Below are 21,542 nucleotides of genomic sequence, written 5' to 3'. Positions count from 1 at the left end.
CGGGGTCCCCCGGAGGATGCGGCCGGACGGCGGCAGCCGGTCCGGCGGTACGGCGGCGCGGGACCCGGCGGGGACCGGGCGGACGGCCCGCCGCTCACACCCCCTCCGCCAGCGCGCGCTGCACCAGGGGGCCGATCCGGTCCAGGGCCGGAGGATCCATCAGCTCGTCGTGGGAGACGTCGAGGACGTGTTCCACCAGTCGGCCGCGCAGATGGCGGGGCCACACCAGGCCCGGGGCGTCCCCGGGGGCGGTGGTGCGGGCCGCGGTGACGAACAGGGCGTCACCCGTCCACTCCGGTGTGCGGCTGCGGGACAGCAGCCGGACGCAGTGGAGGTTGGTGTCGACGACGGCCTCCAGCAGCTCGCGGTCGAAACCGGCGAGCAGGCCCCGACTGTCGCGGACGGCGGCGATCGCCCGCTCCCGGTCGACGGTGCCCGCGGCTCCCCCGCCCCCGTCCCCGTCCGCCGGGGCGAGCCCGGCGACACCCAGCAGGAAGCCGCTCTCCTCCTCGGCGAGGCGCTCACGGAACGCCGGGTCGTCGACGAAGGCCCAGTCCTCGGTCTCCGGCGGGTAGGCGTCCAGCAGACCGAGGAAGGCCACCTCCTCGCCGTCCCGCTGGAGCAGCGCGGCCATGGTGTGCGCGACCGTACCGCCGAAGGAGTAGCCCAGCAGGTGGTACGGGCCGTGCGGGCGGACCGCGCGCAGCTCGGCGAGGTAGCGCTCGGCGAGCCCCCGGACGTTGTCGACGTCCGGGAGTTCGCCCCGCAGGCCGGGCGACTGGAGACCGTAGAGCGGGCGCTCCGGGTCGAGGTGGCGCAGCAGCCCGGCGTACTGCCAGCTGAAGCCCGAGGCCGGGTGGACGCAGAACAGCGGTGGCAGCGAACCCCGTTCGCGCAGGGGCAGCAGGGTGCGCAGCGCGTCGGCGCGGGCGTCGGTGCCGATCCGGGCGGCGGCCTCGGCCACGGTCGGCGCCGTCATCAGGGTCGCCACCTGGACCGGGGTGTTGAGTTCGGCGCGGATCCGGCCGGCCAGCCGCATCGCGAGCAGGGAGTGGCCGCCGAGTTCGAAGAAGTTGTCGTCGACGCCGACGGCGGGCAGGCCGAGCACCTCGGCGAAGAGCCGGCAGAGCAGTTCCTCGCGGGTGTCGGCGGGCGGGCGTCCGGCCGGGCCGGCGACCGGCGGGGCGGGCAGCGCCGCCCGGTCGAGCTTGCCGTTGACGGTGAGCGGCAGCGCGGGAAGGGTGACGAAGGCCGCCGGCACCAGGTACTCGGGCAGGGTGGCGGCGAGCGCGGCGCGCAGTTCGGCCGGCCCGGCCGGGTGGCCGGGCACCGGCACCGTGTAGGCGACCAGCCGGTGCCCGGCCGGTCCGGGCCGGGCGAGGACGGCGGCGGCGGCCACCGCGTCCAGGGCGAGCAGGGCCGACTCGACCTCGCCCGGTTCGACCCGGAAGCCGCGGATCTTCACCTGCTGGTCGGTACGGCCGAGGTAGTCGGTCCGGCCGTCCGGGCGGCGGCGCACCAGGTCGCCGGTGCGGTACATCCGGCTGCCGGGCGGGCCGTACGGGTCGGCGACGAAGCGCGCGGCGGTCGGCCCGGGGCGGTCGTGGTAGCCACGGGCCAGGCCGTCGCCGGACAGGTACAGTTCGCCGGGCGTTCCGTCCGGCACCGGGCGCAGGGCGTGGTCGAGCACCAGGGCGCGGGTGTTCATGATCGGGCGGCCGACGGTGGCGGTGGGGCTCTCGTCCACGCCGCTGCCGAGCGCGTTGATGGTGTACTCGGTGGGGCCGTAGAGGTTGTAGCCGGTGGTGCCGTCGGTCCGCGCCAGCAGCTGCCAGAGCGACTCGGGAACGGCCTCGCCGCCGAGCAGCACCAGCAGGGGGCGGTGCCGGCCCGGGGCGAGCAGCCCTGCCTCGACGAGCTGCTGTGCGTAGGAGGGCGTGACGTTGAGGACGTCGATCCGCTCGTGGTGGTAGTGCTCGACCAGGGCCTGCGGGTCGAGCCGCAGGTGTTCGTCGATCACATGCACCTCGTGCCCGTCGACCAGCCAGAACAGCTCCTCCCAGGACATGTCGAAGGCGAAGGAGACGGTGTGCGCGATGCGCAGCCGCCGGTCGCCGGCCCGCTCCTCGGTCGGGGCGAAGATCCTGGCCCGGTGGTTGACCAGCATCGTGGTCAGGCCGCGGTGCGGGACGACGACGCCCTTGGGACGGCCGGTGGATCCGGAGGTGTGGATGACGTAGGCCGGGTGGTCGAGGTGCCGGGGCGCGGGCAGGTCCGCGGCGGTGACCGGGGCCGGGTCGGCCGGGCCGGGCGGTCCGCTCGGGTCGTCCAGCAGCAGCCGGTGCGTGCCGGGGGTGTCCGGCAGCCGGTCCGCGACGGCGGTGACGGTGAGCAGGCAGCACGGCCGGACGTCCTCGACCATCGCGGCGAGCCGCTCGTCGGGATGGTCGAGGTCCAGCGGCAGATAGGCGGCGCCGCTGCGCAGCACGGCGAACAGCGCGGCGACGTAGTCGGCCGACCGCGGCAGGGCGAGCGCGACCACGGCCTCCGGTCCGGCGCCGCGGGCGAGCAGGGCCCGGGCGAGCCGGTCGGCCCGGCGGTCGAGTTCGGCGTAGCTCAGCCGCTCGCCGCCGCAGACCAGGGCGGTGGCGTCGGGAGTGCGGGCGGCCCGCTCGGCGAGCAGCCGGTCGACGGTGGTGTCGGGGACCGGGTGGCCGGTGTCGTCGCCGCGGGCGAGCAGCCGGGCCTGTTCTCCCGGCGGGGTGAGGGCGAGCCGGCCGACCGGGCGGGCGGCGGCGTCCGGCAGGGCGCGCACCAGGGCTTCGAGCCGGTCGGCGACGGCCGCGGCGGTGGCGTCGTCGATCAGGTCGGGGCGGTGGGCGAGACTGAGTTCGATGGCGCGGTCGGGGGTGACGGCGAGGGTCAGCGGGTAGTGGGTGCCGTCGACGCTGTGGGTCCAGCCGATGGCGTGCCGGGCGACGGCCGCCTCGCGGGCGGCGTCGTCGAGCGGGGTGTTGCGGAACACGTAGAGGGTGTCGAAGAGCCGGCCGAAGCCGCTGAGCCGCTGGACTCCGCCGAGTCCGGCCTGGTGGTGCGGGAGCATCGCGGCGTGCTCGCGCTGGGTCCGGACCAGGAAGTCGCGGACCGGTTCGCCCGGCCGGACGGTGACCCGGAACGGCAGGGTGTTCATGAACATCCCGATCATCGTGTCCGCGGCGGGGAGCTCCGGCGGTCGCCCGGAGACGGTGGCGCCGAAGACCACGTCGTCCGATCCGGTGAGGCCAGCCAGGGTGAGCGCCCAAGCGGCACTGAGCACCGTGTTGAGGGTGACGCCGCAGGAGCGGGCGAAGCCGCGCAGCGCGTCGGCGGCCGGTTCGTCCAGCAGGACGGGGCGGACCCGGGCGATCACCGGCTGCCGGGCCGGGTCCTCGGGGGCGACCAGGGTGGCGGCGGGCAGGCCGGCCAGGTGGTCGCGCCATGCCTCGGCGGACGCCGTGCGGTCGGTGGCGGCGAGGTGCTGGAGGAACTCCCGGTAGGGGGTGGCGGGCGGCAGCGCGTCCTCGTTGCCGCCGTGCTGGTAGAGCGCGAACAGTTCCTCGAAGAACAGCGACTCCGACCAGCCGTCGGTGAGGATGTGGTGCTGCGTCACGCAGAACACGTACCGCTCGGGACCGAACCGGAACAGGGTGACCCGCAGCAGCGGCGGGTCGGCCAGGTCGAACCGGGTGGCGGCGTCGGCGTGCGAGAACTCCTCCAGGGCGCGGTCCTGGGCGGCCCGGTCGAGGTGGGCGAGGTCGACCTCGTGCCAGGGCAGCGACCAACTGCCGGGGACCACCTGAACCGGCTCGTCGAGACCCTCGTGCCGGAACCCGGCGCGCAGGTTGGGGTGGCGGCGCAGCAGGGCCTCGACGGCGGCCCGCAGCGCGACGGCGTCCACCGCGTGCAGCAGCTCGACGAAGTTCTGCATCAGGTAGACGTCGAGGGCGCGGTCGTCGTAGACGGCGTGGAAGTACAGGCCCTCCTGGAGCGGGGAGAGCGGCAGGACGTCCACCGCTCCGGGGCACTGCTCCTCCGCCCGGCGGCGGGTCTCCGCGGGCAGCAGGGCGGCCGCGGCGGCGGCCCGTTCGGGTGCGGGCGCGGTGGCGGCGCCCGCGAGCCGGGCGGGGGTGCGGTGCTCGAAGACGGCGCGCGGGGTGAGGACGAGCTGCTCCTTGCGGAGCCTGGAGACCAGCTGGATCGAGGTGATGGAGTCGCCGCCGAGGGCGAAGAAGTCGTCGTCCACGCCGGCCGCGGTGAGGCCGAGGAGGTCGGCGAAGGCCCGGCAGACCGCGTCCTCGGCGGGGGTGCGCGGGGGCGCGGACCGGGCGTCGCCGGACAGCGCGGGCGCGGGCAGCGCGGCCCGGTCGAGCTTGCCGTTGACGGTGAGCGGCAGCCGGTCGACGGTCACCAGGGCGGCGGGCACCAGGTGCTCGGGCAGTTTCGCGGCCAGGGCGCGGCGGGTGGCGGCCGGGTCGGCGGGGCCGGTGAGGTAACCGACCAGGCGCCGGACGCCGGGGGTGTCCTCGCGGACGACGACCGCGGCGGTGGCGACGCCCGGCAGGGCGGTGAGCGCGGCCTCGATCTCGCCGGGTTCGATCCGGTGACCGCGGATCTTGACCTGCTCGTCGGCGCGGCCGAGGTACTCCAGGCTGCCGTCGGGGCGGCGGCGCACCAGGTCCCCGGTGCGGTACATCCGGCCGCCGGGCGGGCCGCAGGGGTCGGCGAGGAAGCGTTCGGCGGTGAGGCCGGGGCGGCCCAGGTAGCCGCGGGCCAGGCCGGTGCCGGCGAGGTACAGCTCGCCGGGCGCCCCGTCGGGCGCCGGCCGCAGGGCGTGGTCGAGCACCAGCGCGGTGGTGCCGGACAGGGGGGTGCCGACCAGTGGTGCCTCGCTGTCGGCGAGGTCCGCGGCGAGGGCGTCGACGGTGAACTCGGTCGGGCCGTACAGGTTGACGGCGCGCAGGCCCTCGCAGGCCCGGACGGCGGCCCACTGGGCGGGCGGCACCGCCTCGCCGCCGAGGAGCAGCAGCGCGGGGCGGTGTTCACCGTCGGCGAGCAGGCCCCACTCCAGCAGTTGCCGGGCCTGGGTCGGGGTGACGTCGAGGGTGTCGATCCGGTGACGGCGGACGTAGTCGACGGTGAACTCGGGGTCGCGGCGCTCGTGCTCGTCCAGCAGGTGCAGTTCGTGGCCGGCGATCAGCCAGAACAGCTGCTCCCAGGCGGTGTCGAAGGAGAACGAGGCGGTGTGCAGGGCCCGGATCCGGCGTCCGGCGGTGCGCACGGCGGGGTCGATCAGGGCGGCGCGGTGGTGGGCGTGGAGATTGGCGAGTCCGCGGTGGGTGAGGACGACGCCCTTGGGGCGGCCGGTGGAGCCGGAGGTGTGGATGACGTAGGCGGGGTGGTCGGGGCCGGGCCGCCGGACCGCCGGTCCGTCCGCGGCGCCGTCACCGTCACCGTCACCGCCGCTGACGCTGACGTCGGCCTCGCCCGAGGGGTCCAGCAGCAGCGGGACGGCCGCGTCCGCGGGCAGGCGGGCGGCCGCGGCGGCGGTGGTGACCACGCAGGCGGGCCGGACGTCCTCGACCATCGCGGCGAGCCGCTCGTCGGGGTGGTCGAGGTCCAGCGGCAGATAGGCGGCGCCGGCGCGCAGCACGCCGAGCAGCGCCACGACGGAAGCCTCGGTGCGCGGCAGGGCGAGGGCGACGACCGCCTCGGGTCCGATCCCGCGGGCCGCCAGCCGCCGGGCGAGGGCGGCCGAGCGCCGGTCCAGTTCGGCGAAGGAGGTCCGGCGGCCGCCGCAGACCAGGGCGGTTTCCCCGGGCGCGGCGGCGGCGTGGGCCGTGAACCGGTCGGTGACCGGGCCCTCGTACGGGGCCGGGGCCGGTCCGCGGCCCCGGGCCGCCGCGCGGGCGTGCTCGGCGGCGGTCACCGTGCGCAGGGCGCCGACCGGCCGGTCGGGGTCGGCGGTGACCTGGGCCAGCAGGCCGGCCAGCCGTTCGCCGATCAGCTCCACCCGGTCCGCCGTGAACAGGTCCGGCCGGTACTCGAGTTCCAGCACGGCGGCGCGCTCCAGCGCCACGGCGAGTGTGAGCGGGTAGTGGGTGGCGTCGCGGGCGGTGACTCCGGTGACCGTTGCGCCGCCGGCCAGGGCGGGCCGGTCGGACGGGTCCACCGGGTAGTTCTCGATCACCAGCAGGGTGTCGAAGAGCTCGCCGCCGCCGGCCTGCTTCTGGATCGCCTGGAGCCCGAGGTGCTGGTGGGCCAGCAGGCCGTTCTGCTCCGCGCGGAAGCGGCGGACAAACTGCGCGAACGACTCCCCCGGGCGGTTGTCGACCCGGACCGGCACGGTGGTGATGAACAGTCCGATCATCGTGTCCACGCCGGGCAGGTCCTCGGGCCGGCCGGAGACGGTGAGGCCGAAGACGGTGTCCCGGCGCCCGGTGAGCGAACCGAGCAGCAGGCCCCAGACGCACTGCAGCACGGTGCTGGGGGTGGTGCCGAGCCGGCGGGCGGTGGCGTGCAGGGCGGCGGTGGCCTCCTCACCCAGCCGGACGGCGTGCCGGGCCGGGCGCACCGGCCGGCGGGCCGGGTCCGCGGCGGCGAGCAGGGTGGGGCCGTCGGTGCCGGCCAGCGCGGTGCGCCAGGCGGCCTCGGCGGCGGCGCGGTCCCGGCCGGCCAGCCGGCGCAGGTGGTCCCGGTAGGGGCGGACGTCGGGCAGGCCCCGCGGGTCGCCGTCCCGGTCGTACAGCGCCAGCAGCTCCCGCACCAGCAGCGGCATCGACCAGCCGTCGACCAGGATGTGGTGCACGGTCACCACGAGCCGGTGCTCGCGGTCGGTCAGCCGGGCCAGCGCCAGCCGCAGCAGCGGCGGACGGTGCAGCACGAACCGCTCGGCCAGCTCGGCCCGTTCGAGGCCGCGCAGGGCGGCGCCGGTGGGGTCGGCGGCGTGGGCGGCCCGCAGGTCGTGCGGGCGGACGGCCAGGTCCACCTCGGCGGGGACGAACTGGACGGGCTGCGGCATGTTCTCGTACCAGAAACCGGCCCGCAGGTTGGCGTGACGGCGCAGCAGGGCCCGGGCGGCGGCGGTCAGCCGGTCCGGGTCGACCGGCCCGTCCAGGGCGACGGTCAGCTGGACGGTGTAGACGTCCGGGGCCTGCTCGTCGTAGGAGGACAGGAACAGCATGCCTTCCTGCAGGGGCGACAGCGGCAGCATGTCCTGGAGTCGGGCCTCGGTCATCGCTGGTCCTTCCACATCTGTTCGAGCAGGGTGATCTGGTCCTGACCGAGCGTGAGCAGGTCGAGGTCCGAGGGGGTGCGGCCGCCGGCCGAGGGGGTCGCGGCCCAGGTGGCGAGGCCGTCGAGGGCGGTGGTCCAGGCGTCGGCGAGGGCGCGGGCGCGTTCCGGCGGCAGGCTCCCGGCGGCGGTGATCCACCGGGCGACGAGCCGCGGGCCGTCGGGGCCGGGGTCGATCCGGGCGACGATCTCCAGCGGGTGCGAGAGCGGGGTGCGCGGGTCGGCACCGTCGTCCAGCGCGCCGGCCTCGGGGGCGGGGCCCCACGGGGTGCCGGGGGCGACGGTGCGCCGGCCGAGGTAGTTCCAGAGCACCTCCGGGGCGGCCGCGGGGTCGAAGCGGCGCGCGGTGGCGGGGTTGGCGTGCCGCAGCAGTGCGGCGCCGATGCCGCCGCCGGGGACGCGCCGCAGCTGTTCCTTGACCTCCTTGAGGGCCCGGCCGGCGTCCTCGCCGCCGGCCAGGGCCGCGGCCGGGTCGACCGTCCCGGGGTCGAGGCGGACCGGGTACAGGCTGGTGAGCCAGCCCACGGTGCGGGAGAGGTCGGCGCCGGGCAGCAGTTCCGCCTCGCGGCCGTGCCCCTCCAGCTCGACCGGCAGCCCGCCGACCGCGCCGGCCGGCGCGAGGCTCGCGGCGGCCAGGGCGAGGGCGGTGAGCAGGACGTCGTTGACCGTCCCGTGCACGGCCGCGGGCACGGTGTCCAGGAGCGGCGCGGTGCGTTCCGCGGTCAGGGCGACGGTGAAGGAACGGGCGGTGCCGACGGTGTCCGACCCGGCGTCCAGCGGCCGGGACCCGAGGGGGCGGCGCGCGTCCCCGGCGAGCAGCCAGTGGTCGAGTTCGGCGACCCGGCGGGGGCTGTGCGCCTCCGCGAGCAGGTGCGTGGTCCAGGTCCGCAGCGAGGTGGGGACGGGTGGCAGCAGGGGAGGCCGGGCGGCGGCCGCGTCCTGGCACCCGGTGCGCAGGTCGTCGAGCAGGATGCCCCAGGAGACCTCGTCGACCGCGAGGTGGTGGACGGCGAGCAGCAGCCGCCCGGGGCGGCCGGGGCCGGGGTCGAAGTGGACGGCCGCCAGGAGCAGGCCCTCGGCGGGGCGCAGCCGTCCGACGGCGGCCGCCGACTCGGCGGCGAGCAGGTCGGGCGGCACGGCGCCGCCCGGGTCGTCGACGGGCAGGGTCCGCAGCCGGTCGGCGGCGGTGATCGCGCCGGGCGCGAGCGCCTCGACGGCCCAGACGCCCGGCGCCGGCCGGTGCAGGCGCTGACGCAGCCCCAGGTGGTGGTCCAGCAGGGCCTGGAGGGCGGTGGTCAGGTGCTCGGGCCGCAGGCCCGGCGGCAGGGTCAGCAGCCGGGTCTGGGCGATCCGGTCGACCGGGCCGCCGCGGGCGGCCAGCCAGTGGGCGATCGGCGGGAGCGGGAGGGCGCCGGGGGCGTCGTCGGCGGGGCCGGGGCGGGCGGCGGCCGCGGCGGGGGCCGGGACGGCGGTTCCGGCCAGCGCGGCGGGGGTGGGCGCCTCGAACACCTGACGGGCGGTCAGGGTGAGCCCGGCCCTCCTGGCCAGCGAGACCAGCCGGATCGCGACCAGGCTGTCCCCGCCGAGTTCGAAGAAGTCGGCCCCCGGGTCGACCGCGGGCAGGCCGAGCGCCTCGGCCATCAGGGCGGCCAGCCGGGCGGCGGGGTCGGCGGCGGGAGCTTCGGCGTCCGGACCCTCGGCACCGGGGGCCTCGGCAGCGGGAGCGTCGGCCGGGGCGGCGGCGCCGGGCGCACCGTCCCGGGCCGCGGGTCCGGCCGGGACCTCCGGGGTCGGCGGGGCGGGCAGGGCGCGCCGGTCGAGCTTGCCGTTGACCGACAGCGGCAGCGCGTCCAGCAGCAGGACCGGCGCCGGCACCATGTAGCCGGGCAACCGCTCGGCGGCCAGCCGGCGCAGTTCCCGCCGGTCCGGGGCGGCGCCCGGCTCGGGCACCGCGTACCCGACCAGGAGGGTGCCGCCGTGCGCACTGCGGTGCACGGCGGCGGCGGCCGCGGCGACGCCGGGCAGCGAGGCCAGTACCGACTCCACCTCGCCGAGTTCGATCCGCAGGCCGCGGATCTTGACCTGGTCGTCGGCCCGCCCCCGGTAGTGCAGGCGGCCGTCGGCGGTGCGCCGGGCGAGGTCGCCGGTGCGGTACATCCGGGTGCCGGGCGGCCCGTACGGGTCGGCCACGAAACGTTCGGCCGTCAGGCCGGGGCGGGCCAGGTAGCCGCGGGCGAGCTGCACCCCGGTCAGGTAGAGCTCGCCGGGGACACCGGGCGGGACCGGCCGCAGCCGGGCGTCCAGCACCCGGACGCCGGTGTTGCGCACCGGCGCGCCGATCGGGACGCCCTCCGGGCCGGTGCCGTCGGGCCGGTAGTGCTCGGCGGTGACGTCGACGGCGGCCTCGGTGGGGCCGTAGAGGTTCTCCAGGGCCACCTCGCGGGGACCGCAGGCGGTGCGGAAGCGCTCGGCCAGCTCGCCTCCCAGGGCCTCACCGCTGCAGAACACCCGCCGCAGCGAGGGGAGTCCGGCGGGCGACTGCTCGGCCAGGAAGGCGGCCAGCATCGACGGCACGAAGTGGGTCACGCTCACCCGGTGGCGGCGGACCAGCTCGGCCAGGTAACCGGGGTCCCGGTGCCCGTCGGGACGGGCGACGACCACGGGGACCCCGGCGGTGAAGGGCCAGAAGAGCTCCCAGACCGAGACGTCGAACCCGGCGGGGGTCTTGTGCAGCACCCGGTCGCCGGGGCCGAGCGGGTAGTCGTCCTGCATCCAGCGCAGTCGGTTGACGACGGCCGCGTGGGTGACCTGGACGCCCTTGGGCAGCCCGGTCGACCCGGAGGTGAAGATGACGTACGCCGGGTGGTCGGGGTGCAGCGGGGCGGTGCGCTCGGCGTCGGTGACGGGCCCGGCGGGGCGGTCCCGCAGCGCCTCCTCGGTCGCGGTGGTGCCCAGCAGCAGTACCGGGGGCGCCCCGTCGGGCAGCCGGCCGGCCGACCCGGGCTCGGTGAGGACGCAGACCGGGCGGGCGGTGTCCAGCAGGTGGCGCAGGCGCGCGGCCGGGTGGTCGAGGTCCAGCGGCAGGTAGGCGCCGCCGGCCCGGACCACCGCGTGCACGGCGACCAGCAGGTCCGCGGAGCGCGGCAGGGCCACCGCGACCACGCTCTCCGGGCCGACCCCGCGCGCGATCAGCAGCCTGGCCAGCCGGTCGGCCCGGTCGTCGAACCCGGCCCGGGTGAGCGCTGCGTCGTCGGTGAGCACGGCGGTGGCCGCGGCCGGGTCGGCGGGGGCTCCGGCGGCCACCAGCGCGACCAGGTCGGCCGGGTCGCCGGGGGCGTCGGCCCGGTCGGTGGGACGCGGTCCGTACAGGGCGAGCGCGCGTTCCCCGGCGGCCATCGGGTCGAGCCCGGAGACCGGGCGGGCCGGGTCGGCGACGACCAGCTCGGCGAGGCGGACCAGCCGGGCGGCGAGGGCCCGGGCGGTGTCCCCGTCGAAGCGGTCCAGGCTGTGGCGGACACCGCCCTCCAGCCGTCCGCCGCCGTCCGGGGCCGGTCCGACGGCCACCTCCAGGTCGAACTTGGCGCCGCCGGTGTCGACCAGTACCTCCCGGGCGGCGGCGCCGAACAGGGTGGCCGGCAGCGGGGCGGCCGAGTGGAAGGTCAGCATGGTCTGGAACAGCGGGTGCCGTCCGGCCGCGCGGACCGGGGCGACGGCGCGCACCACCTGTTCGAAGGGCAGGTCCGCGTGGTCGAAGGCGTCGAGGTCGGCGTCGCGCAGCCGCTCCAGCAGCGCGGCGAAGTCCGGGTCGCCGGACAGGTCCGCGCGCAGGACCACGGTGTTGAGGTGGTGGCCGACCTGTCCCTCCAGGGCGCTCTCGCCGCGGGCCGAGACCGGGGTGCCGACCACGATGTCCTCGCCCGCGCCGTGGCGGTGCAGCAGGACGGCGAGGAGGGCGTGCACGGCCGTGAAGACGGTCGCGCCGTGCTCGCGGGCGAGCGCGGTCAGCCCGGCGGCGAGCTCGGCCGGCAGCTCGAATCGGGCGACCGCCCCGCGGTGGGTCGGCCGCGGCGGGCGCGGCCGGTCGGCGGGCAGCGCCGACTCCTCGGGCAGGCCGGCCAGCCGCTCGGCCCAGAAGGCGCGGTCCCGCTCCGCCGTCCCGGCCAGGACCTCGCCCTGCCAGCGCGCGAAGTCGGCGTACTGGACGGGCAGCGGATCGAACCGCGGGACGCGGCCGGCTCGCCGCGCGGTGTGGGCGAGGTCGAGGTCGGCGAGCAGCGGGCCGGCCGACTCCTCGTCCGCGGCCAGGTGGTGCAGCGTCAGCAGCAGTACGTGGTCGTGCTCGGCGATCCGGACCAGGTGGGCCCGCACCGGCGGCGCGGCCTCCAGGTCGAACGGCGGGGCGAGCAGTTCGCGCAGGGTCGCGTCGAGCCCGTCCGGCCCGACCGGCCGGACGACCAGCGGCACCAGCTGTCCGCCGGGCTCCAGGACGTGCTGGTACGGCTCGCCGTCGTGCTCGCGGACCACGGTGCGCAGGCTCTCGTGCCGGTCGACCACGTCGCCGAGCGCCTCGGCCAGCGCCCCGGGGTCCAGGGGGCCGGTCAGCCGGACGGCGACCGGGACGTGGTAGGCGGCGCCGGTGTCCTGGACGCTATGGGCGAGCCACAGACCGAGCTGGCCCGGCGCGAGCGGCACCCGCGCGGCCCTGGGCCCGGCCGCCAGGGCGGGGCGGGAGCGCCCGGCCCGGTCGGCCAGCCGGGCGGCCAGCGCCGCCGGGGTGCGGGTCTCGAAGACGTCCCGGACGGCGGCGTCGGTGCGCAGCGCGGTGCGCAGCCGTCCGGCCAGTCGCGCCGCGAGCAGCGAGTGGCCGCCGAGCGCGAAGAAGTCGTCGTCGGGTCCGGCGTCGGCGAGGCCGAGGACCTGGGCGAAGGCACCGCGGACCAGGTCCTCGCGGGTACCGCGCGGCGCCCGGGGGACGGCCGCGCCGGAGACCGGGGCGGCGGGGGCCGGGAGGGCGGCCCGGTCGAGCTTGCCGGCGACCGTCGTCGGCAGCGCCGGCAGCACGACCAGCGCGGACGGCACCAGGTACTCGGGCAGCTCCTCGGCGAGCGCGCGGCGCAGTTGCCCGGGGTCGGCGGTCCCGGTGACGTAGCCGACCAGGCGCGGGTGTCCGGGGGCGTCCTCGCGGACGAGCACGGCCGCGGCGGTGACCCCGTCCCGGCGCAGGAGAGCCGCCTCGACCTCGCCGGGCTCGATCCGGAAGCCGCGCAGCTTGACCTGCTGGTCGCCGCGGCCGAGGTACTCCACCAGGCCGTCGGCCCGGCGGCGGACCAGGTCGCCGGTGCGGTACATCCGGGTGCCGGGCGGGCCGTACGGGTCGGCCACGAAGCGCTCGGCCGTCAGCCCCGGTCGGCCGAGATAGCCGAGGGCCAGCTGGACGCCCGCGAGGTACAGCTCGCCGGGGACGCCCGGGGGCACCGGCCGCAGCCGGGCGTCGAGGACGTGGATCCGGGTGTTGTCGAGCGGCCTGCCGATGACCGGGGAGGACGCGTCGGTGACGTCCGCGACCAGGGCGTCCACGGTGAACTCGGTCGGGCCGTAGTAGTTGACGACCCGGACGCCGGAGTGCTCGCGCAGCCGGGTCCAGAGCGGCGGCGGCACGGCCTCGCCGCCGAGGAGCAGCACCGACGGCTGCCGTTCGCCGTCGAGCAGGCCGCTCTCCAGCAGTTGGAGCGCGTAGGAGGGGGTGACGTCCAGGGCGTCGATCCGGTGGTCCGAGCAGTACGCCACCACGGCGTCGGCGTCACGGCGGTCGTGCTCGTCGAGCAGGTGCAGTTCGTGGCCGGCGACCATCCAGAGCAGCTGTTCCCAGGAGGAGTCGAAGGAGAACGAGGCGGTGTGCAGGGCGCGGATCCGGCGGCCGAGGCGTTCGGCGGTCGGCCGGTGGAGCGTGCGGTCGTGGTCGTGGAACAGGTTGTCGAGCCCGCCGTGGGTGAGCACGACGCCCTTCGGGACGCCGGTGGAACCGGAGGTGTGGATGACATAGGCGGGGGCTGCCGGGTCCGGAACGGTCAGGACCGGGCCGGGACGGTCAGCGGCGATCGCCCGGACGGTGTCCGGAGCGTCGAGGGCGACGGCGGCGGTGCCCGGCGGCAGCAGGGCGGCGGTCGCGGCGGTGCACAGCACGGCGGCCGGGCGGGCGTCGGCCAGCATGGCGGCGATCCGGGTGGGCGGCAGGTCGAGGTCGATCGGCAGGAAGGCGCCACCGGTGCGCAGCACCGCCAGCAGCGCGGCGACCGCGTCGGCGGTCCGGGGCAGCAGCAGCGCGGTGATCGTCCCGGGGCCGCCGCCGCGGGCGAGCAGCAGCCGGGCAAGCCGGTCGGCCCGGTCGTCCAGGGCGGCGAAGCCGGTCCGCTCGTCGCCCACCACCACGGCGCACTCGTCGGGGGTGGCGGCGACGCGGGCGGCGAACTCCTCGGTGACGGTGGTGGGCGGCCGCACCCGGGAGGTGTCGTGGGAGCGCTCCAGCTGCCGGGCCTCGGCGGCGGAGAGCAGGTCGAGCGCGCCGACCGGGAGGTCGGGGGCGGCGACCGCCCGGGCGACCAGCCGCACCAGCCGGTCGGCGAAGCCGCGGACGGTGGCCCGGTCGAACAGGTCGGTGGCGTAGCGGATGCCGCCGAGCAGCCCGGAGCCGTCCGGGGCGGGCCGCAGCACCACGTCGAGGTCGAACTTGGCGGCCCCGGGGTCGACGGGCAGTTCGGAGGTGCTCAGGCCGAACAGCCGCCCGGTGTCGGGGCCCGCCTCCTCCAGGGCGACCATGGTCTGGAAGAGCGGCTGGCGGCCGAGCAGCCGCTCCGGGTTGAGTTCCTCCACCAGCCGTTCGAAGGGGAGGTCGGCGTGGTCGAGGGCGGCCAGGTCGGTGGCGCGGACGCGGTCCAGCAGCTCGGCGAAGCTCGGGTCGCCGGACAGGTCGGCCCGCAGCACCAGGGTGTTGACGAAGAAGCCGACCAGTCCGTCCAACGCGGCCTCCCCGCCGCGCCCGGCGACCGGCGTGCCCAGCGGCACGTCCTCGCCCGCGCCCAGCCGGTGCAACAGCGCCGCCACCGCCGCGTGCACGGCCATGAACGGGGTGGCCCCGCGGTCGGCGGCGAGCCGGAACAGCGCCTCGGCCTCGGGCGCGGGCACCCGGAACTCGACGGTGTCGCCGCGTCCGCCGGGGGCGGCGGGGCGGGGACGGTCGGTGGGCAGCGCGATCTCCTCGGGCAGGCCGGCCAGCGCGCCGCGCCAGTACGCCAGCGCGGCCGAGGTGTCGAGCCGCTCCTGCCAGAGCGCGAAATCGGCGTACTGGACCGGGAGTTCACCCAGGTCCGGGTCCCTCCCGGCGAGCCGGGCAACGTAGCCGGCCTGGAGGTCGGCGACCAACGGGGCGCGGGACGCCTCGTCCCCCGCGATGTGATGGAGGGCGAGGACGAGTGCCTGCTCACCGTCGGCGGCGCGCAGCAGGGTGACCCGCAGCGGGGGCTCGGCCGTGAGGTCGAAGGGTCGGGCGGCGGCGGTGCGGGCGGTGTCGGTGAGGGCCGCCGCCGAGGGCACGTCGCGGACCACCAGCGGGGTCGCGGCGGCGGCCTCGGCCGGGGTCAGCACCCGCTGGTACGGGACGCCGCCGGCCTCGCCGAAGACGGTGCGCAGGCTCTCGTGCCGCGCCATCAGGTCCTGTACGGCGAGCGCGAGCGCGTCGGCGTCGAGGCCACCGGGAGCGGTGCGGCCCGCAGGCGCGGTGCGGCCGCCGGGAACGGAACCGGCGGAAGCGTGGACCCGCAGGGCGAACGGCAGCAGGTAGCCGGTACCCGGACCCTCCAGTTGCTCCAGGAACCACAGCCTGCGCTGGTTGGCGGAGAGCGGCAGTGGTTCGGGGCGCGGGCCCGCGGCGAGGACGGGCCGCTCGGTGACCGCGCGGTCCACCAGCCGGGCGGCCAGTGCGGCCGCCGTCGGCGCCTCGAACACGTCGCGGACCGTGACCGCGACGGCGAGCACCGTCCGCAGGCGTCCGGCGGCGCGGGCGGCGAGCAGGGAGTGACCGCCGAGATCGAAGAAGCCGTCCTCGGCCCCCACCTCCGCCAGGCCCAGCACCTCCCCGAACACCGCGCACACCGACCGCTCCCCCGCCGTCTCCGGACCCCGGCCACCGGCCGAGACGCGTTCCGGGGCGGGCAGCGCCCGACGGTCGGTCTTGCCGTTCGCCGTCAACGGCAGCGCCTCCAGCACCACCACCGCACTCGGCACCATGTACTCCGGCAGCACCTCGCCCACCGCACGCCGCAACGCCTCCCCGTCCGGCAGCTCCTGACCGACCGCCGGGGTCGCGTAGCCGACCAGCCGACCGCCCGGCACGTCCGTGAGCACCACCGCGACGGCCCGGCCCACGCCGGGGACGGCGGACAACGCCGACTCCACCTCCCCCAGCTCGATCCGGAACCCCCGCAGCTTCACCTGCTGGTCCACCCGGCCGACGAACCTCAGCTCACCGTCGGCGGCCCGGCGCACCACGTCCCCCGTCCGGTACATCCGGGTGCCGGGCGGGCCGTAGGGGTCGGCGACGAAGCGCTCGGCGGTCAGCTCGGGCCGATTCAGGTACCCGTGCGCCAACTGGACTCCCGCGAGGTGGAGTTCACCGGGGACGCCGACCGGGACCGGCCGCAGCCGGGCGTCCAGGACGTGTGCACGGGTGCCGGCCAGCGGGCGGCCGATCGAGGGCGTGCCGCGGTGGCCGGCGGGCAGTTCGGCGGCGGTGGCCCAGATGGTCACCTCGGTCGGACCGTAGACATTGCTCACCCGCCCGCAGAACCGAGCCATCCGCTCCGCCAGCCCGCCCGACAACGCCTCGCCACCGACCAGGGCATGCACACCCGACCAGGTGTCCGCACCGGCCCGGGGGGCGGCGAGCAGTTCCTCCCACAGGCTCGGCGTCGCCTGGACGACGGCCGGACGGGTCCGGGCCACCAGAGCAGTCAGCGCCTGCGGATCACGCACCGTCTCCCGGTCCGCCAGCACCACCGTCGCACCCGACAGCAACGGCCCGAACAACTCCAGACCCGCGATGTCGAACGACACCGTCGTCACCGCCACCCACGCGTCCCCCGGCCCCAACGCCAACCGCTCACCCATCACCGCCAGGAACGCCCCCAACGCACCGTGCGACACCACCACACCCTTCGGCCGACCCGTCGACCCCGACGTGTGGATCACATAGGCGGCCGCATCCGGATCGGCGCCGGGAGCGGTGAAGGGCTCCGCGCGACGCAGTTCGGCGGCAACCTCCGGGTCGTCGAGGAGCAGCACCGGAACCCCCTCCGGCACCAACCCCGCCGTCTCCCCCACCGCCACCACACACACCGGCACCGCGTCCCGAAGCATCAACCCCAACCGCTCCACCGGAAAACCCGGATCCAACGGCACATACCCCGCCCCCGACCGCAACACCGCCAACAACCCCACCACCAGATCCACCGACCGCGGCAACAACACCCCCACCCAACAACCCGGCCCCGCACCCAACCCCACCAACACCGACGCCAACCGCCCCGAACGCACCCCCAACTCCCCATAGGACAGAACAACTTCACCCGAACACACCGCCACCCCACCCGGCACCTCACCCACCCACCGATCCACCCCACCCACCACCGAACCCCAGCCCGGAGACACCCCAACGGCGGACTCGTCGGCGTGCGCGGCACGGTCGGACGGCAGCAGGACGTCCAGGTCCCTGATCCGGGCCGCCGGATCGGCCGTCACCTGCGCCAGCAGCCGCAGCAGCCGGTCGGCCAGGGCCTCGGCGGTGCTCCGGTCGAACAGGTCCGCCGAGAAGAACAGCCGCAGGTCGAGGTCGTCGCGGTGGGCCGTGTCCGCGAAGGTGAACTCCAGGTCGAAGCGGGCGGTGCCCGGGTCGACCAGCTCCGTCCGGGCCGGGAGACCGAAGAGTTCGGAGGTGTCGAGGGTGACGGTGCTGTGCGACACGAGGGTCTGGAACAGCGGGTGACGGCCGAGCGCCCGGGCCGGGTTGACGGCCTCGACGGCCCGCGCGAAGGGAAGGTCGGCGTGGTCGAGGGCCGCCAGGTCGGTGGCGCGGACGCGGTCCAGCAGCTCGGCGAACGTCGGGTCGCCGGACAGGTCGGCGCGCAGCACCAGGGTGTTGACGAAGAAGCCGACCAGTCCGTCCAGCGCCGCTTCCCCGCCGCGACCGGCGACCGGCGTGCCCAGCGGCACGTCCTCGCCCGCGCCCAGCCGGTGCAGCAGGGCCGCCACCGCCGCGTGGGCCACCATGAAGACGCTGCTGCGGCTGGAGCGGGCCAGCGCGAGCATCCCGGCCGCCAGTTCCGCGGGCAGCCGGCGGGTCACCAGGCCGCCGCGTCCGCCGGGTACGGCGGGGCGGGGGCGGTCGGTGGGCAGCGCGATCTCCTCGGGCAGCCCGGCCAGCGCGCCGCGCCAGTACGCCAGCGCGGCCGAGGTGTCGAGCCGCTCCTGCCAGAGCGCGAAATCGGCGTACTGGACCGGGAGTTCACCCAGGTCCGGGTCCCTGCCGACGAGCCGGGCGGCGTAGCAGGACTGCAGATCGGCGAGCAGCGGCCCACGGGACGCCTCGTCCCCGGCGATGTGGTGCAGGGCGAGGACGAGTGCCTGCTCACCGTCGGCGGCGCGCAACAGGGTGACCAGCAACGGAGGCTCGGCGGTCACGTCGAAGGGGTGGGCCAGTGCCTCGGCCACCGCCGCGTCCAGCCGTTCGGCGGGCACGTCGCGGACCACGAGCGGGGCCGCGGCGGCGGCCTCGGCCGGGGTCAGCACCCGCTGGTACGGCAGGCCCTCGTCGGAGCCGAAGACGGTGCGCAGGCTCTCGTGGCGCGCCATCACATCACCGACGGCCAGGGCCAGCGCGGTGGTGTCGGGAGCGGCGGTGAGCCGGGCGACGAACGGGATCGTGTAGGTCGCGCCCGGTCCCTCGACCTGGTACTGGAACCACAGGCCGCGCTGGTTGGCGGAGAGCGGCAGCGGTTCGGGGCGCGGGCCCGCGGCCAGCACGGGCCGCTCGGTGACCGCGCGGTCCACCAGCCGGGCGGCCAGTGCGGCCGCCGTCGGCGCCTCGAACACGTCCCGGATGGCCACGTCGACACCCAGTCGCCCGCGCAGGCGTCCGGCGGCGCGGGCGGCGAGCAGGGAGTGACCGCCGAGATCGAAGAAGCCGTCCTCGGCCCCCACCTCCGCCAGGCCCAGCACCTCCCCGAACACCGCGCACACCGACCGCTCCCCCGCCGTCTCCGGACCCCGGCCACCGGCCGAGACGCGTTCCGGGGCGGGCAGCGCCCGGCGGTCCGTCTTGCCGTTCGCCGTCAACGGCAGCGCCTCCAGAGCCACCACCGCACTCGGCACCATGTACTCCGGCAGCACCTCGCCCACCGCACGCCGCACCACCTCTCCCTCCGGCAGACCCCGGCCGACCGCCGGAGCCACGTAGCCCACCAACCGGCCACCGGGCACATCCGCCAGCACCACCGCCACGGCCCGGCCCACGCCGGGGACGGCGGACAACGCCGACTCCACCTCCCCCAGCTCGATCCGGAACCCCCGCAGCTTCACCTGCTCGTCCACCCGACCCAGGAACTCCAGACCGCCGTCGGCGGCCCGGCGCACCACGTCCCCCGTCCGGTACATCCGGGCACCGGGTCCGTCGAACGGCGAGGCCACGAATCGGCCCGCCGTCAGACCGGGGCGGTTCAGGTAGCCGTGCGCCAACTGGACGCCCGAAAGGTAGAGTTCACCGGCGATGCCGACGGGCACGGGCTGCAGCGCGGGGTCCAGTACCAGGGCCCGCACCCCGGGGAGGGGGCCGCCGATGCCGGGCGTGCCGCGGTGGCCGGCGGGCAGTTCGGCGGCGGTGGCCCAGATGGTCACCTCGGTCGGACCGTAGACATTGCTCACCCGCCCGCAGAGCCGCGCCATCCGCTCCGCCAGCCCGCCCGACAGCGCCTCGCCACCGACCAGGGCATGCACACCCGACCAGACCGGGGCGCTGACGGGCTCGGCGAGCAGTTCCTCCCACAGGCTCGGCGTCGCCTGGACGACGGCCGGACGGGTCCGGGCCACCAGAGCGGTCAGCGCCTGCGGATCACGCACCGTCTCCCGGTCCGCCAGCACCACCGTCGCACCCGACAGCAACGGCCCGAACAACTCCAGACCCGCGATGTCGAACGACACCGTCGTCACCGCCACCCACGCGTCCCCCGGCCCCAACCCCAACCGCTCACCCATCACCGCCAGGAACGCCCCCAACGCACCGTGCGACACCACCACACCCTTCGGCCGACCCGTCGACCCCGACGTGTGGATCACATAGGCGGCCGCATCCGGATCGGCGCCGGGAGCGGTGAAGGGCTCCGCGCGACGCAGTTCGGCGGCAACCTCCGGGTCGTCGAGCAGCAGCACCGGAACCCCCTCCGGCACCAACCCCGCCGTCTCCCCCACCGCCACCACACACACCGGCACCGCGTCCCGAAGCATCAACCCCAACCGCTCCACCGGAAAACCCGGATCCAACGGCACATACCCCGCCCCCGACCGCAACACCGCCAACAACCCCACCACCAGATCCACCGACCGCGGCAACAACACCCCCACCCAACAACCCGGCCCCGCACCCAACCCCACCAACACCGACGCCAACCGCCCCGAACGCACCCCCAACTCCCCATAGGACAGAACAACTTCACCCGAACACACCGCCACCCCACCCGGCACCGCACCCACCCACCGATCCACCCCACCCACCACCGAACCCCAGCCCGGAGACACCCCAACGGGGGCCGGACCGAGGGCCCGTACCAGAGCGCCGGCGGTGAGCAGCGGGATCCGCCCGACCGGCAGCTCCGGCCGGACGCCGCCCGCCAAGGCGCCCATCAGGGTGTGGAACTCCTCACCACGGGAGGTCAGTTGCTCCATCGTGTAGGCGCGCGGGTTGGCGTCCAGCTCGAACCGCAGCCGGCTGCCGCCGTCCAGGTACACGGAGAGCGTGAGATCCTCCACCGGCCCGGCAGCGAGGTTGCGCGGAGTGCCGGGGGAACCGTCGAAGTCGAAGTGGTAGTCGAATGCCTTGATGTTCACCATCGGCCCGAACACCGCGTGCCGGCGCCCGGACGGGTCGAGCTCGCGCCGGATCTCCTCGGCGCGACGGCGCTGGTGGCGGCGCAGATCGCGGCCCGCGTGCACGACCCGTCCGACCAGCTCGCCGAAGGCCGTACCGGGAGCGACGGCCACCCTCATCGGCAGCACGTTCACCTTCATGGCGGGCACGGCGAGGGCCACCGAACCAAGCCTGGTCATCGCCGGGACGGCGAGCAGGACATCGCGCGCGCCGGTCGTCCGGTGGAGGTAGCCGGCGAAGGCGGCGATGGCGACGTCCGCCCAGGTGGCGCGGAGCTCGTGGGCGAGGGTGAGGAGAGCGGCGGTCTGCGGCTCGGTGAGGGACGCGCCGGTGCGCAGGAAGTCCGCGGCGGCCGGGTGCCCGGCGCCGGCCACCGGGACGGGCTCGGGGCAGTCGGCCAGCTGTCCGTCCCAGTAGTCGCGGTCGGCGGCGGAGCGCTCGGACTCCCGGTACTCCGCCTCCTCGGCGAGCAGGTCGGCGAGCCGTGCCCCGGGTGCGGCGGGCGGCTCCTCGCCCCGGGCCGACGCCGTGTACAGCTCGGCCGTACGGCGCGTCAGCAGGGTCATCGCGTAGGCGTCCAGCGCGATGTGGTGGACGCGCTGGTACCACAGGACGCGGTCCTCCCCGAGGGTGAACAGCGCGTAGCCGAAGAGCCGGTCGGCGGCCGGGTCGACCGGCCGGGCGAGATCGGCGCGCATCAGCGCCAGCGCGGCGGCCAGCGGGTCGGGTTCGCCACTCAGGTCGGTCCGCGGCAGCGCCCAGTCGGCCGGGACCGCGGGCTCCTGGTACGGAGTGCCGTCCTCCTCGCCGAACCGCATGCCGAGCGCCTCGGTCTCGCCGACGGCGTGCCGCAGCGCCGTTTCCAGCAGGTCCTGGTCGACCGGTCCGTTGATCTCGACGTACTGCCCGACGTTGTAGGCGGTGCTGCCGGGTTCGAGTCGCTGGCCGTACCAGACACCGGACTGGGCATCGGTCAGCGGCAGGCGGCTCTGCGGACGGTCGTTCATGACGGGGATCTCTCCTG

Annotated in this window: 2 protein-coding genes; both read right to left on the bottom strand. The window is 76.4% G+C overall.

The window, feature by feature from the left end:
- Positions 1–94: 94 nt before the first annotated feature.
- On the bottom strand, positions 95–7,273 hold the full coding sequence (locus ACIQ9P_RS21220) for an amino acid adenylation domain-containing protein (protein WP_402358088.1): 7,179 nt from the start codon (positions 7,271–7,273) through the stop codon (positions 95–97).
- Positions 7,270–21,525 (bottom strand): amino acid adenylation domain-containing protein, encoded by a 14,256-nt coding sequence (locus ACIQ9P_RS21215; protein ID WP_402358085.1) that lies wholly within the window; start codon positions 21,523–21,525, stop codon positions 7,270–7,272. The genes ACIQ9P_RS21220 and ACIQ9P_RS21215 overlap by 4 nt, the downstream gene beginning before the upstream one ends.
- Positions 21,526–21,542 lie beyond the last annotated feature (17 nt).

The sequence above is a fragment of the Kitasatospora sp. NPDC094019 genome (genome assembly GCF_044764505.1).
In the GTDB taxonomy this organism is placed as follows: domain Bacteria; phylum Actinomycetota; class Actinomycetes; order Streptomycetales; family Streptomycetaceae; genus Kitasatospora.
This window is presented reverse-complemented; position numbering and strand designations above follow the sequence as displayed.

Bases quoted from the DNA above. Each gene is read 5' to 3' on its own strand.
- ACIQ9P_RS21215 (WP_402358085.1), bottom strand. From the start codon at position 21,525: ATGAACGACCGTCCGCAGAGCCGCCTGCCGCTGACCGATGCCCAGTCC.
- ACIQ9P_RS21220 (WP_402358088.1), bottom strand. From the start codon at position 7,273: ATGACCGAGGCCCGACTCCAGGACATGCTGCCGCTGTCGCCCCTGCAG.